General features: G+C 68.3%; 12 protein-coding genes. 9 read left to right on the top strand and 3 right to left on the bottom strand.

The genetic code is table 11. The features are described from left to right. Positions 1-26 precede the first annotated feature (26 nt). Positions 27-485: a DUF6098 family protein gene (locus DFQ14_RS09240; RefSeq protein ID WP_114452771.1), complete on the bottom strand. Its 459-nt coding sequence runs from the start codon at positions 483-485 to the stop codon at positions 27-29. A gap of 115 nt (positions 486-600) precedes the next feature. Further along, the gene (locus DFQ14_RS09235) at positions 601-2238 is read right to left on the bottom strand and encodes a RecQ family ATP-dependent DNA helicase (protein ID WP_114452769.1); all 1638 of its coding nucleotides are present in this window, start codon (positions 2236-2238) and stop codon (positions 601-603) included. A 143-nt stretch (positions 2239-2381) separates the two neighbouring features. On the opposite strand from DFQ14_RS09235, the gene DFQ14_RS09230 reads away from it, so the two are divergent. From DFQ14_RS09230 to DFQ14_RS09220, 3 genes are all read left to right on the top strand, one after another. Continuing rightward, the gene (locus DFQ14_RS09230; RefSeq protein WP_114452869.1) at positions 2382-2783 is read left to right on the top strand and encodes a ChaB family protein; all 402 of its coding nucleotides are present in this window, start codon (positions 2382-2384) and stop codon (positions 2781-2783) included. Positions 2784-2818: 35 nt separating this feature from the next. Then, entirely contained in the window at positions 2819-3010 is a 192-nt protein-coding gene (locus tag DFQ14_RS09225) for a hypothetical protein (protein ID WP_114452767.1), read from the top strand. Positions 3011-3182: 172 nt separating this feature from the next. Further along, positions 3183-3581 carry a hypothetical protein gene (locus DFQ14_RS09220; protein ID WP_246195448.1) on the top strand — a complete coding sequence of 133 codons (399 nt, stop codon included), beginning with the start codon at positions 3183-3185 and terminating at the stop codon, positions 3579-3581. 23 nt (positions 3582-3604) lie between these two features. Here the strand turns inward: DFQ14_RS09220 and DFQ14_RS09215 are convergent, their stop codons facing one another. Continuing rightward, positions 3605-5140 (bottom strand): long-chain-fatty-acid--CoA ligase, encoded by a 1536-nt coding sequence (locus tag DFQ14_RS09215; protein WP_114452765.1) that lies wholly within the window; start codon positions 5138-5140, stop codon positions 3605-3607. 518 nt (positions 5141-5658) lie between these two features. Here DFQ14_RS09215 and DFQ14_RS09210 point away from each other — a divergent pair. From DFQ14_RS09210 to DFQ14_RS09185, 6 genes are all read left to right on the top strand, one after another. Beyond that, the gene (locus tag DFQ14_RS09210) at positions 5659-7449 is read left to right on the top strand and encodes an NADH-quinone oxidoreductase subunit B family protein (RefSeq protein WP_114452763.1); all 1791 of its coding nucleotides are present in this window, start codon (positions 5659-5661) and stop codon (positions 7447-7449) included. An 8-nt stretch (positions 7450-7457) separates the two neighbouring features. Beyond that, positions 7458-8003, top strand: a complete 546-nt coding sequence (locus tag DFQ14_RS09205; protein ID WP_114452867.1) for a hemerythrin domain-containing protein — start codon at positions 7458-7460, stop codon at positions 8001-8003. Beyond that, on the top strand, positions 8000-9088 hold the full coding sequence (locus DFQ14_RS09200; protein WP_114452761.1) for an NADH-quinone oxidoreductase subunit B family protein: 1089 nt from the start codon (positions 8000-8002) through the stop codon (positions 9086-9088). The genes DFQ14_RS09205 and DFQ14_RS09200 overlap by 4 nt, the downstream gene beginning before the upstream one ends. Positions 9089-9163: 75 nt before the next feature. Continuing rightward, positions 9164-10975 (top strand): nickel-dependent hydrogenase large subunit, encoded by a 1812-nt coding sequence (locus tag DFQ14_RS09195; RefSeq protein WP_114452759.1) that lies wholly within the window; start codon positions 9164-9166, stop codon positions 10973-10975. Then, the gene (locus DFQ14_RS09190) at positions 10968-11513 is read left to right on the top strand and encodes a NifU family protein (protein ID WP_114452757.1); all 546 of its coding nucleotides are present in this window, start codon (positions 10968-10970) and stop codon (positions 11511-11513) included. The genes DFQ14_RS09195 and DFQ14_RS09190 overlap by 8 nt, the downstream gene beginning before the upstream one ends. Then, entirely contained in the window at positions 11510-12100 is a 591-nt protein-coding gene (locus tag DFQ14_RS09185; protein ID WP_114452755.1) for a DUF5947 family protein, read from the top strand. Before DFQ14_RS09190 ends, DFQ14_RS09185 begins: the two co-directional genes overlap by 4 nt. Positions 12101-12116 lie beyond the last annotated feature (16 nt).

Genomic DNA, 12116 nt, shown 5'->3' with positions numbered 1-12116 from the left:
TGCTGTCACTGCGAGAGCGCTGTGGCTCATCCCTCCCGGTTCAGTGGTCGCCAACCGCCGTGCTGCTCCACCACCAGCCGGTGCGCCTCCCGCATGGCTTCCTCGGCGACCCACGCCAGCGCCTCCTCACATCGCACCAGCGGTTCGTTGTCGGGGCCGCGAGCCAGCTCGTGTCCCCGCAGCAGCCAGGCTTCCACGTTCGGTTGTTGCTGCTGGCGGCGCCGCAGGTGCTCGTAGTCGTAGAGACGTCGGGCCACCCACAGCCGCAGCGAACGGTCCCCCCACCACGATTCGACACGCAGCGGGTTGGCCGACAAGCCCGGTAGCTCCACCCCGGTCAGCGCGTCCCGGCTCGTCGACCCCGTATCCACACTCGGTCCGCGGGACCAGCGGACGTAGAGATCGCGCCCGCCGTCGTCGTGGCGCACGATCTCGGCGAGCCGGTCGAGGTCGCCCACCACGGGAAGGTCGTTCGAGGCCGTCATGGCATCGGACTACCCATACCGGGTGGGTTCCACCGTGCCACCCGGGATGTGACCGGAAACGGGAAACGCTCGGTGCGCCGACCGCCGCGTCCCGGTCGTGCCCCGGCCTCCGGAATCACCGCCCGGTGAGCAGACCGTGTTCGCGAACCACCGGAATGGACAGCGTGCGGTACACGTCGTGCTCGAACAGGACCACGACGCTGTCCCCTTCCGCGGTCTGCACCACGCCGTCGCCCCACTCCGGATGCCGCACCCGGTCACCGGGATGCAACTCGTGCGCGGGCCGCTGCCCGGGATGGCCGCGATCGCAGTTGTCGCAGCGCCCGCAGGCCTCGTCCCGCATGTCGCCCAGCAGCTCCAGCAGTGTCCTGCGCCGGCAGCCTCCCGTCTCGGCGTAGCGGCGCACCATGTCCACCCGGCTGCGTTGCAGGGCCTGCCACCGCTGGATCGACTCCTCGGCAGCCTCGGCGAGTTCCTCGGCGCTTCTGCGATCCCCGGACGCGGCCAGCCGGTTGCGGGCGAGTTCGGTCACCGCACCCACCCGGACCAGCGCATCGAGCGCGCGCGCAAGCTTGCGCGAGGACACCCCGATCCGCCGCGCCAGCTCGGAACGCGACGATGCACCCTCTGAACGCAGCAGGCGCAGCACCTCGGCCAGCTGATCGGGGTCGATCCGGCCCCCCGAGGCGAACAGTACGGGCAGGGACAGGTCCTCGGCGCGGTAGAAGAACACTCCCCGCGCCGGCTCGCGATCCCGCCCTGCACGGCTGACCTGCTGATAGTAGGAGTCGACCGAGGGCGGCGCGTCAGCATGCAGCACGAACCGGACATCGGGCTTGTCGATGCCCATCCCGAACGCGCTCGTCGCCACGACGACCCGTACCTCGTCGCGGGTGAACGCGTCCTGCACCGCGTCGCGCTCGGCCCGCCGCATCGAACCGTGGTACGCGGCGGCCTCGACTCCCTCACCGGCCAGGGACCGCGCGAACTCCTCGGCGTGCTTGCGGGTGGTGACGTAGACGATGCCGCTGCCGCGCGAGGAGACGACCTCCCGCGTGAGCAGCTCCCACTTCCTGGCCTCGTCGTGCAGGACCCGCACCGACAGGTGCAGGCTCGGCAGATCGACTCCTCGTGCGACCACGAGCGGTTCCCGCATGCCGAGCCCGTCGATGATCTCCTGGCGCACCGGCCCCGAGGCCGTGGCCGTCAGCGCCAGCATGCGAGGGCTGCCGAGCTCTTCGGCGGCGCCGCGCAGCGCGAGGTAGTCGGGGCGGAAATCGTGCCCCCACTCGCTGACGCAGTGCGCCTCGTCGACCACGATCAGCGAGATCCCGGCCGGGCGCAGTTCGGCCAGTACCGCATCCTTGGCCAGTTGTTCGGGGGCGACCAGCAGGAACTGCAGCGTCCCGTCGCGCAGCTGCCGGAAGGCCCGGTTGCGGGAACCATCGGAGGTGGTGGAGTTGACCGCGGTGGCGCTCAGGCCGGCCTGCCGCAGTGTCGCCACCTGGTCGCGCTGCAGGGACAGGGTCGGGGAAACGACCAGGGTGGGGCCGGGCAGGAGCTCCCCGGCCACCTCGTAGACCAGCGTCTTGCCCGCGGCCGGGGCGAGCATCACCAGCGTGTCGCGCTCGAGCAGGGAGCGAAGCGCTTCCTCCTGCTCGCCGCGGAGCTCGACCCCCTCCAGCCTGCGGGCGGTGCTCCTGGCTTCCGCTGTGCTCGCACGATTCCGGTGCTCTTGCCTGTCACTGCACACACGAATTGCCTACCCGCGGGATTCGAGCCCACACCTGCGATCTCATGCAGGCAGGGCGCTTCGCCCGGTCACCGGCCGGGCTGTTTACTGCCGGGGGGAGGTGGGCAAACCCTGTGCAAGCAGCAGAAATGGAGGTGAGTGCTGTGCCTGCCCGTGACGAATTACCGTCGACCTTGCAACGGTCCCCGAAGGAAGCCCAGGAAACGTGGATCAAAACCCACGACAGTGCCGTCCAGGAATACGGGGAGGGCCAGCGAGCCCACCGGACCGCCTTCGCGGCGTTGAAGCACAGCTTCGAGAAGGTGGGCGATCGCTGGAAGCCCAAGCCCGAGCGCGGGCCCTCGGACGAGCAAGCACGCCGGGGAGCGGGCAAGCGCGAGAAACCGACCAGCGGCGGCGTGGATGCCCAGGCCAGCAAACAGCACCTCTACGAGCGGGCTCAGGAGCTGGACGTGCCGGGGCGGTCCTCGATGAGCAAGGAGCAACTGGTCGAGGCGCTGCAGAAGAAGAGCGGTCAGCAAACCCGCCAGGCCAGGCAACGATGAGCGGCGGTCGGCGCCTGCGAGGGGAGTGAGGTGCCATGTCCGAGGAGTCCGGAACGCACAGCGTGCATCCCGAAGAACCGGCTGAAGGCAGCCCCCGCGAGCAGGAGGAGGCCGAGGGTAAGACGACGGAGGAGCGAACCGGCGAGGGGCGATCCGCCGAGCCGGACGACCCCGGGCAGTCCCCGCCGCCGGCCACCGAGCAGGACATCATCGAAGACGAGCAGTGACGCGCCGACGGGGTGCACGGCGGTCACGCGCCTCGGTCATCCGGAGGCCGATCCCGCAAGCCGGAATCGCACCCCGGGCGGACACAATCACCGGGCGCGGTCGGGATTGGTCCGGCCACCGGCGGGAACCCTGGAGGAGAAGCGGAACGCCCGACTGGACGAGGAGGTCCTCATGGCGGCCGACCGCAACGACACCGGAGGCGGAATGCGCACCGGGCCCGAATCGTCGAGGTCGTTGAACTACGCCCAGGAGATCACCTCGCCCGATCAGCGTCCCGAGCGCGACGGGCGCAGCCTGGTGACGACCAACCACGACGTGATCCGCCAGTGGGCCGAGGAGCGCAACGCACAGCCGGCCACGGTGCCCGGCAGCGAGCACGACGACCACCCGGGAGTGCTCCGGTTCGATTTCCCCGGCTACGGCGGGGAGGGCCTGCAGGAGGTGAGCTGGGAGGACTGGTTCGCCGCGTTCGACGAGCGCAAGCTGAACTTCCTGTATCAGGAGACGAAGAAGGATGGCCAGCAGAGCAATTTCTTCCAGCTGGAAAACCCGGAGCGCGAGGACGCCTGATCGACGTCCTCGCGCTCGCCGCGTCACCCGGTACTGCCTGTGTCGCGTAGTTCCTTCTTGAGGATCTTGCCGGTCGAACCCTTGGGCAACTCGTCGAGGACGTGCACCTCGCGCGGGTATTTGTAGGCCGCCATGCGTTCCCGGCAATAGGCGACGACGTCCTCCGGTGCCACCTCCGCACCGGATTCGAGTACCACCATCGCCACGATCTCCTCGCCGAGCTTGTCGTCCGGCTTTCCGATCACGGCGGCCTCGGCGACGGCGGGATGCTCGTAGAGCAACTCCTCGACTTCGCGCGGATACACGTTGTAGCCGCCGCGGATGATCAGATCCTTCTTGCGGTCGACGATGAACAGGTACCCGTCGGAGTCGGCGTAGGCCAGGTCGCCGGTGTGGAACCAGCCGTTGCGGAAGGCCTCCGCGGTCGCTTCGGGCCGTTTGTAGTAGCCCTTCATCATGTTGTGCCCGCGGATGACGATCTCGCCGACGTTCTCCTCGCCGGGCGGGAGCCGTTTGCCGTCGTCGTCGACGACCTGGACCTCGACTCCCCAGATCGGCCTGCCGATCGACAGCACCTTGCGCTGCTCGGCGCTGACGTTGAACGTCGTCGTGCTCGCGCTTTCGGACAGCCCGTAACCTTCGAGGACGACCACTCCGGGGAACTTCTCCTCGAACGCCTTGATGACCTCGCCCGGGATCGCGGCGCCGCCGCTGACGCCGACGCGCAGCGAGCTCAGATCCCGGCCGCTGGTGTCGGCCTGCAGCAGGCCGAAGTACATCGTGGGGACCCCGGAGAAAATGGTGCAGCGGTGCTTTTCGATGGCGTCGACGACCGGGTCGATCTCGAAACGGGGCACCAGCACCAGCGTGCCGCCGAAGCGGATCGCGGTGTTGAGGACGCTGGACAGGCCGAAGACGTGGAACAGCGGCAGCACCGCGAGGCCGATGTCGTCGTCGCGGAAGCCGAACAGCTCGCCCGCCGTCGTGCAGTTCATGAAAAGCTGGAAGTGCGTGAGTTCGGCACCCTTGGGGCTGCCGGTGGTCCCGCTGGTGTAGAGCAGCACCGCGGTGTCGTCGGCGTTCGTCGGGGCGATGTCGCGGGTGTCTTCGGCGAAGTACAACTCGTCGAAGTGCTTGGTTCCCTCGGGACGCTGATCGTTGCCCGGCAGGGTGACGACGTAGGTCGCCACGTCGCCCGCTTCCCGGGCGCCCTGCGACGCCTCCTCGGCGAACATCTCGAAGGTGATGAGAATCCTGGCGTCGGAGTCCTGCAGGTGGTAGGTGATTTCCGACGCACGCAGCAGCGGGTTGAGCGGGACCATGACCAGACCGGCCTTCAGTGCGCCGAAGTAGGCGAACAGGAACTGCGGTAGGTTCGGCAGTTGCACCGCCACCTTGTCCCCCGGCTCGAGCCCGAGGCCGAGCAGGCTGGTTGCGACGCGACCGGAGATCTCGTCGACCTGCGCGTAGGACAGCGTCGTCTCGTTGGCAATGGCGCAGGCCTTGTCGGGGTTGGCCTGCGCCGACTCGCGCAGCATCGTGGCTAGGTTGAAGCTCAAGGCTGCTCCTGACAGGCGTGGTGATGTGTGTCATAGAACATACCGCCTGGTCGGTATGCCATCAAGGCTTTCGGGAAAGCCGTGGAACGGTCCGGAGATCGTGGCGCGTTCACCGGTGTTCCGAGGCGGCAGTACCCTCCCGACTCGGACTCGGACTCGGACTCGGACTCGGGCTCGTCGGCTCGCGGCCCGAGGAGCCCCGGATCCGGGAGCGGTCGGGATTTCCCGCTTCGCCGGCTTCACCGCCCGGTACCGTCGCGCCGTCACCGCTTCATTTTCTCGCGTTTCTTGCCTCGGGCGGGGCGATGTCGGATTTCGCGCGGTACTCGGCGGTCCACTGCCGACCATGAGCGTGATGTGCGAAAAAACGATTCGATTACCCGTGTCACGAGAAATGTCCACAACCGACAGCTCGCGCTGCGAGGTGAATTCTTCGGCTCTAACCTGAGCAGCAGGATCGCCGCCGGGGCCGGTCGGATCTTGTCCTCCCCGCGGAACCATCCGGCGAGGACAGTGCGATGATCGACGACCGTAAGGAGCGGCACATGGGCATTGCGCCGACGGCGTCCGGCTACGGCGAGATCCACATTCTGTGGGTCTCGCCGGGTGCGAGTTGCGACGGCGACGCGGAATCGCTCTCCCACGTCTCGCCGCCGAGTGTCGAAGACGTGATTTCGGAAGCGAATTCGGGACTTCCGAAGATCCGTCTGCACAGCACAATGCCGGTCCACGAGGCCGACGGCGATTCCACGAACGCCTTTCATCGGGCTGCCCGAGGTGAGCTGGGACCGTTTCTCCTCGTGGTGGAAGGACCGATTCCCGGTGGGAGAATCGGCGACGAGGGATCGCGAACCTCGATGGGCACTGATCCCGGGGAGCCGAGCACGTCCACCGAGTGGATCGACCGACTCGCGCCCCGGGCGTGGGCGGTGGTGGCGGCAGGGGCCTGCGCCACCCACGGGGACACGCACACGATGGCGGACAATTCCACCGGGTGCCGAAGGCTCGCGGATCGCCTCGGCGGGGACTTCCGTTCGGCGGGCGACTTGCCGATCGTGACCGTTCCGGGAAACCCGATCGGACCCGACGATCTCGGGAAGACCCTGCTGTGGGTGGTGCACCGGGCAGCGGGGCAAGCAGTCCCGCTCTCCCCGGACGACCGACGTCGCCCGGCCCGGCTGCTCGGCAGGGCGGTGGGCGAGCAGCACCCGAACGGCGCTCTGGCGGCAGCGGCCGACTTCGAGCGGATGCGCGCGGTGGCCGATGCGATCCTCTACGAGGGCTACCTGCTGTACCCGTACCGCAAGTCCTCCCCCAAGAACCGCGTGCGCTGGCAGTTCGGGGTTCTCGCTCCGCGGAGCTGGGTCGAGTCGCACGGCCCGGTCGCCCCGACCGTGGCGGGCTCGGCCGAGTCGTGGCGCCAGCAGACCGAGTGCCTGCTCGAGGCGTCGCACGACGCCCGCGACGTCACGGTGCACGTCCGCGTCCGCTTCCTGCAGCTGCAGGCGAAGAGCGTCGAGCGGCGAGAGGTCGACGGCCGGTACGAGCCGGTGGAGTCGCTGGAGGTCGACGGGACGACCCATCTCGCTTTCGACGAGGCGGTGCCGCGGGAATCGGACATCGCGGTCGACCTGGCCGACCTGCTCGATGCCGACCGGGCGTTCGCCGTGTGGGTACCGGGGGGCGAGGAAGTGGAGCAGCTCGGTGACGGTTCCGGCCGGGTGATCCGGCGGCGCCGGCCGGTCTCGGCGATGACGACACTGCGCGCGCAGCGGATCGACACGCCCGTCACGACGTACCGGCTGCGGGTGTCCACCGAGAACACCGGGCCGGCGATCACACCGGACACGTCGCGCAACGAGGCGCTGCGCCATTCGCTCATCGCCACGCACACCTTTCTCGGCGGGTGCGGGCTCGAGTTCCACTCGCTGATCGAGCCTGCCGAATGGGCGGCGCCGTATGCCCGGGCCTGTCACAACATCCACACCTTCCCGGTGCTCGCCGGGGACAGCGGTACCCGCGATCTGATGCTGTCGTCGCCGATCCTGCTCTACGACCACCCCCGGATCGCCCCGGAGAGCCCGGGCGATCTGCACGACGCCGCCGAGATCGACGAGATCCTGTCGCTGCGGACGCTCACGTTGACCGACGAGGAGAAGCGCGAAGCACGGGCCACCGATCCGCGCGCCGCGGAGATCCTGGACCGGGTCGAGGGCATGCCGCAGGAAGTGATGGCACGGCTGCACGGTGCGGTCCGTTCGCTGCGCCCTGATCCGACAGCAGAAAAAACGACAGAAGGAGGGGTCTGATGGCCCTGATGGACGCCATCGAGCTCCTGAAGCACGACCACCGCATGGTCGAGCAGCTGTTCCGCGACTACCAGGCGGCCGCCTCCGACCAGCAGCGGCGCGGTGTGGTCGAACTCGTCGTCCGCGAACTGTCCAAACACGCCGCGCTGGAAGAGCTGATGGTCTACCCGCTGGCCAAGAAGGTCCTGCCGGACGGGGCGCAGGAGATCGACGAGCACCTCGCCGAGCACATGGGCGTCAAGAAGACCCTCGCCACCCTCGACGGGCTCTCCGCAGGCGACCAGCGCACGGACGAGCTGCTCGCGGAGCTGCAGACCGAGATCGAGCAACACGTGGCCGAGGAGGAGGGCGAGATGCTGCCGAGGCTGCGCGATGCGGTCGACCAGCAGGCCCTCGACGAGCTGGGGGAGGCGCTCGATACGGCCAAGCGGACGGCACCGACCCGACCGCACCCACACGCACCGAACGAACCGCCGGGGCTGGCGATGGCCGGTCCGGTCGCGGCGATCTACGACCGGTTCCGGGACCGGCTGCAAGGGAGGCCGACGACATGACGATCGAAAGCGGCACGCGCACGTGGCAGCAGGAATCGAGCAGGGCGGAAGCCAGGAAGGGCTTCGACGAGGTCACCATCCTCTGGATCTCCGAGGGGATGAGCTGTGACGGCGACACGGTGTCGATGACGGCATCCGGACAGCCGGCGATCGAGGACCTCGTGCAGGGACTCATCCCGGGCCTGCCGAAGGTCAACCTGCACAACAAGGTGCTCTCGCCCAGCGAGGGAGGCGAGGACTTCCTCCGGCCGTTCCGCGCCGCGGCCCGCGGCGAGCTGAAGCCGTTCATCCTCGTGATCGAGGGATCGATCCCCAACCAGAACATCATCGAAGGCGAGGGGTACTGGACGTCGTTCGGCAATGATCTCGACACCGGTGAGCCGCTCACGCTCAATTGGTGGATCGACCACCTCGCGCCCCATGCCTGGGCCGTCGTCGCCGCGGGTACCTGCGCGACCTACGGCGGGATCCACGCCATGGCGGGCAACCCCACCGGCTGCATGGGGCTCGCCGACTACCTGGGCTGGGACTTCAAGTCCGAGGGGGCGCTGCCGATCGTGAACGTGCCCGGCTGTCCGATCCAGCCGGAGAACTTCATGGAGACCCTGACCTGGGTGCTCTACCACGCGGCCGGAGCGGCGCCGCCGCCTCCGCTGGACGAGAAGCTGCGCCCGCAGTGGTTGTTCGGCAAGACCGTGCACGAGGGCTGCGACCGGGCCGCTTACTACGAGCAGGCCGATTTCGCCAAGGACTACAACTCGCCGAAGTGTCAGGTGAAGGTGGGCTGCTGGGGTCCGATCGTCAACTGCAACGTGCCCAAGCGCGGCTGGATGTCCGCCGTCGGTGGCTGTCCGAACGTCGGCGGTATCTGCATCGCCTGCACCATGCCGGGCTTTCCGGACATGTTCATGCCGTTCATGGACGAGCCCACGGGCGGCAGCCTGTCCTCGGCGCTCATCAGACCTTACGGGGCCTTCATCCGGCGCATGCGCGCCATCAGCAACATCCCGGCGAACCAGGAACCCAAGTGGCATCACAACGGGCCCGTGCTGACCAGCGGCTACGACCCGCGCTGGCGCCCCTGAGGCCTGCTTGCAGGGCCGAAGTACCGACCCTGGCCCACGGCCGAATCCCACCACGACAGCAGGAGGACACCCACGATGACGGCCACCGAGCCCAGGAGCAGCGCCAGGCAGGAGCAAGGACAGCTCGTCGAGATGGCCTGGGATCCGATCACCCGGATCATCGGCAATCTCGGTATCTACACCACGATCGACTTCCAGAACCGTCAGGTCGCCACGTGCCACAGCACGTCGTCGCTGTTCCGGGGCTATTCGGTGTTCATGAAGGGCAAGGATCCGCGGGACGCGGGCTTCATCACCACCCGGATCTGCGGCATCTGCGGTGACAACCACACCACCTGCTCGCACTACGCCCAGCAGATGGCCTACGGGGCCAAGCCGCCGCCGCTGGCCGAGGCGATCGTGAACCTCGGTGAGGCCGCCGAGTACATGTTCGACCACACGATCTTCCAGGACAACATGGTCTTCGTCGACTTCTGCGAGCAGATGGTCAAAGAGACCAACCCCAGCGTGCTGCAGCGGGCGGAGACGACCGAGGCGCCCAACGGCCACATCCACGGCTACCGCACGATCGCCGAGATCATGCGGGCGTTCAACCCGTTCGAGGGTGAGGTTTACAAGCAGGCGTTGCAGGTCAGCCGGGTCACCCGCGAGATGTTCTGCCTCATGGAGGGGCGCCACGTCCACCCGTCGACGATGTATCCAGGCGGGGTGGGCACCATGCCCGAGCCCACCACGTTCACCGACTACCTCTCGCGGCTGGTCGGCATCCTCGACTTCGTCAAGAAAGCCGTCGCCATGAACGACGACGTCTTCGACTTCTTCTACGAGGCGCTGCCCGGCTACGAGGAGGTCGGCAGGCGCCGGGTGCTGCTCGGCTGCTGGGGTTCGTGGCAGAACCCGGACTTCTGCGACTACCGCTACGAGAACATGAACGAGTGGGGCAAGGCGATGCACGTCACCCCGGGCATCATCGTCGACGGCCGGCTCGTCACCAACAACCTGGTCGACATCAACCTCGGCATGCGGATCCTGCTCGGCAGCTCCTTCTACGACGACTGGGTCAACGAGGAGCCGTTCGTCACCCACGATCCGCTGGGCAACCCCGTCGACATGCGCCACCCGTGGAACCAGACCACCGTGCCGGTCCCGCAGAAGCGCGACTTCGACGGCAACTACAGCTGGGTGATGAGCCCGCGCTGGTTCGACGGCACCGATCACCTCGCGCTCGACACCGGCGGCGGCCCGTTCGCCCGGTTGTGGTCCACGGCGCTGTCCGGGCTGGTCAAGGACAATCCGTACGTCACCTCCACCGGATCGAGCGTGCAGATCTCGTTGCCGAAGAGCGACCAGTTGCCGGAGATGACGCTGGAGTGGAAGATCCCGCACGACAAGGAGGGCAAGCCGCTGTCGAACGCCCTCGAGCGTGACCGGGCCCGGCCCTACTTCGTCGCGTACTCCGCGGCCATGGCGTTCTTCTTCCTCGAGCGGGCGATGGAGCACGTCCGGGCCGGCGAGACCAAGGTCTTCACCGACTTCGAGGTGCCCGACGAGGCGGTCGGCTGCGGTTTTCACGAAGCGGTCCGCGGGGTGCTGTCGCACCACATGGTGATCAAGGACGGCAAGATCGCCAACTACCACCCGTATCCGCCGACGCCGTGGAACGCCAGCCCGCGCGACAGCTACGGCACCCCGGGCCCCTACGAGGACGCCGTGCAGGACACGCCGATCTTCGAGGAGAACGGCCCGGAGAACTTCAAGGGCGTCGACATCATGCGGACCGTGCGCAGCTTCGATCCCTGCCTGCCCTGCGGGGTGCACATGTACCTCGGTGAGGGCAACGAGCTGAAGCGGATGCACTCGCCGATGTTCGGAGCCACCAATGACTGAGTCGGATCGGCTCGACGACGCGGCGATCGGCCAGCGGCTGGCCCGGCTCGACGAGCTGCTCGAACGGGTCGAGCAGGTCCCGGGCCCGACGGTGGAGGCGGCGATCGAGGCCGTGCAGACGCTGACCGAGGTCTACGGCGAGGCTCTGGCCCGGGTGCTGAGTCTCGCCGGGCAGTCGCTGGCCGAGGAGCTCGCCGACGACGAGCTGTTGGGGCACCTGCTGGTCCTGCACGATCTCCATCCCGACCCGGTCGAGCGTCGGGTTTCCCGCGCCATCGAGGGTCTCCGCCCGGCCGTGCAGGAACGTGGCGGGGACGTCGAGCCTGCCGGGATCGACGGCGGCGTGGCGGACGTGCGGCTGAGCATCAAGGGGTGTTCCTCGTCCGGGGTCGAGGACGCGGTCCGCGAGGCCGTGCTGGCCGTCGCGCCGGAGCTGTCGGGCGTGAAGTTCGTGCCTGCGGCCGACGATCGCGACGATGCTTTCATCCCCCTCGATGCCTTGTTGCAGCGGCCCGCGAGCGCCGGGGGATCGGCATGACGACCGGAGCCTTCGAGCGCGTCGTCCGCCGGGCCGGTGCCCGCCGGGCGGAGGCGGCGGAGCACTGCGATCTGTGCAGTGCTCCGGTCTCGGCCGGGCACCGGCACCTGTTCGACACGCAGCGCGGGGAGCTGATGTGCGCCTGCCGGCCCTGCTCGCTGCTGTTCGACCGGGAGGCGGCCAGCGAGGGGCACTACCGGCGGGTTCCCGAGCGGCGTCTCCGGCTGGACCCGGTGCCGACGGAAGCCCTGGGGGTTCCGGTGGGCCTGGCGTTCTTCGTGATGCGCGCGGACGGCACCGTGGCCGCGTATTACCCGAGCCCGGCGGGGCCCACCGAGTGGGAGGTCGACCAGCAAGCATGGCGAGACACGGTTGATCGCTGCCCCGAGCTGGCCGGCCTGGAGACCGATGTGGAGGCGCTGCTGATCAATACCGCGCGTGATCAGCAGCAGTATTGGATCGCTCCCATCGACGACTGCTTCCGGCTGGTCGGCGTGGTGCGCCGGGAGTGGAAAGGGCTCTCCGGCGGCAGCACCGTATGGCCGGAGATCGAGCGTTTCTTCGCGGAATTGCAGGAACGACGCTAGAACAGTGGTAGAGGAG

It is taken from the genome of Halopolyspora algeriensis (assembly GCF_003337235.1).
Lineage (GTDB): Bacteria > Actinomycetota > Actinomycetes > Mycobacteriales > Pseudonocardiaceae > Haloactinomyces > Haloactinomyces algeriensis.
The sequence above is the reverse complement of the archived record's forward strand: the minus strand, read 5'-3'. Positions and strand labels throughout refer to the sequence as shown.

What these genes read in the sequence shown, in the direction of transcription:
- DFQ14_RS09240 (WP_114452771.1), bottom strand. Translation starts at nt 485, where the DNA reads ATGACGGCCTCGAACGACCTTCCCGTGGTGGGCGACCTCGACCGGCTC.
- DFQ14_RS09225 (WP_114452767.1), top strand. Translation starts at nt 2,819, where the DNA reads ATGTCCGAGGAGTCCGGAACGCACAGCGTGCATCCCGAAGAACCGGCT.
- DFQ14_RS09220 (WP_246195448.1), top strand. Translation starts at nt 3,183, where the DNA reads ATGGCGGCCGACCGCAACGACACCGGAGGCGGAATGCGCACCGGGCCC.
- DFQ14_RS09210 (WP_114452763.1), top strand. Translation starts at nt 5,659, where the DNA reads ATGATCGACGACCGTAAGGAGCGGCACATGGGCATTGCGCCGACGGCG.
- DFQ14_RS09205 (WP_114452867.1), top strand. Translation starts at nt 7,458, where the DNA reads ATGGACGCCATCGAGCTCCTGAAGCACGACCACCGCATGGTCGAGCAG.
- DFQ14_RS09200 (WP_114452761.1), top strand. Translation starts at nt 8,000, where the DNA reads ATGACGATCGAAAGCGGCACGCGCACGTGGCAGCAGGAATCGAGCAGG.
- DFQ14_RS09195 (WP_114452759.1), top strand. Translation starts at nt 9,164, where the DNA reads ATGACGGCCACCGAGCCCAGGAGCAGCGCCAGGCAGGAGCAAGGACAG.
- DFQ14_RS09190 (WP_114452757.1), top strand. Translation starts at nt 10,968, where the DNA reads ATGACTGAGTCGGATCGGCTCGACGACGCGGCGATCGGCCAGCGGCTG.
- DFQ14_RS09185 (WP_114452755.1), top strand. Translation starts at nt 11,510, where the DNA reads ATGACGACCGGAGCCTTCGAGCGCGTCGTCCGCCGGGCCGGTGCCCGC.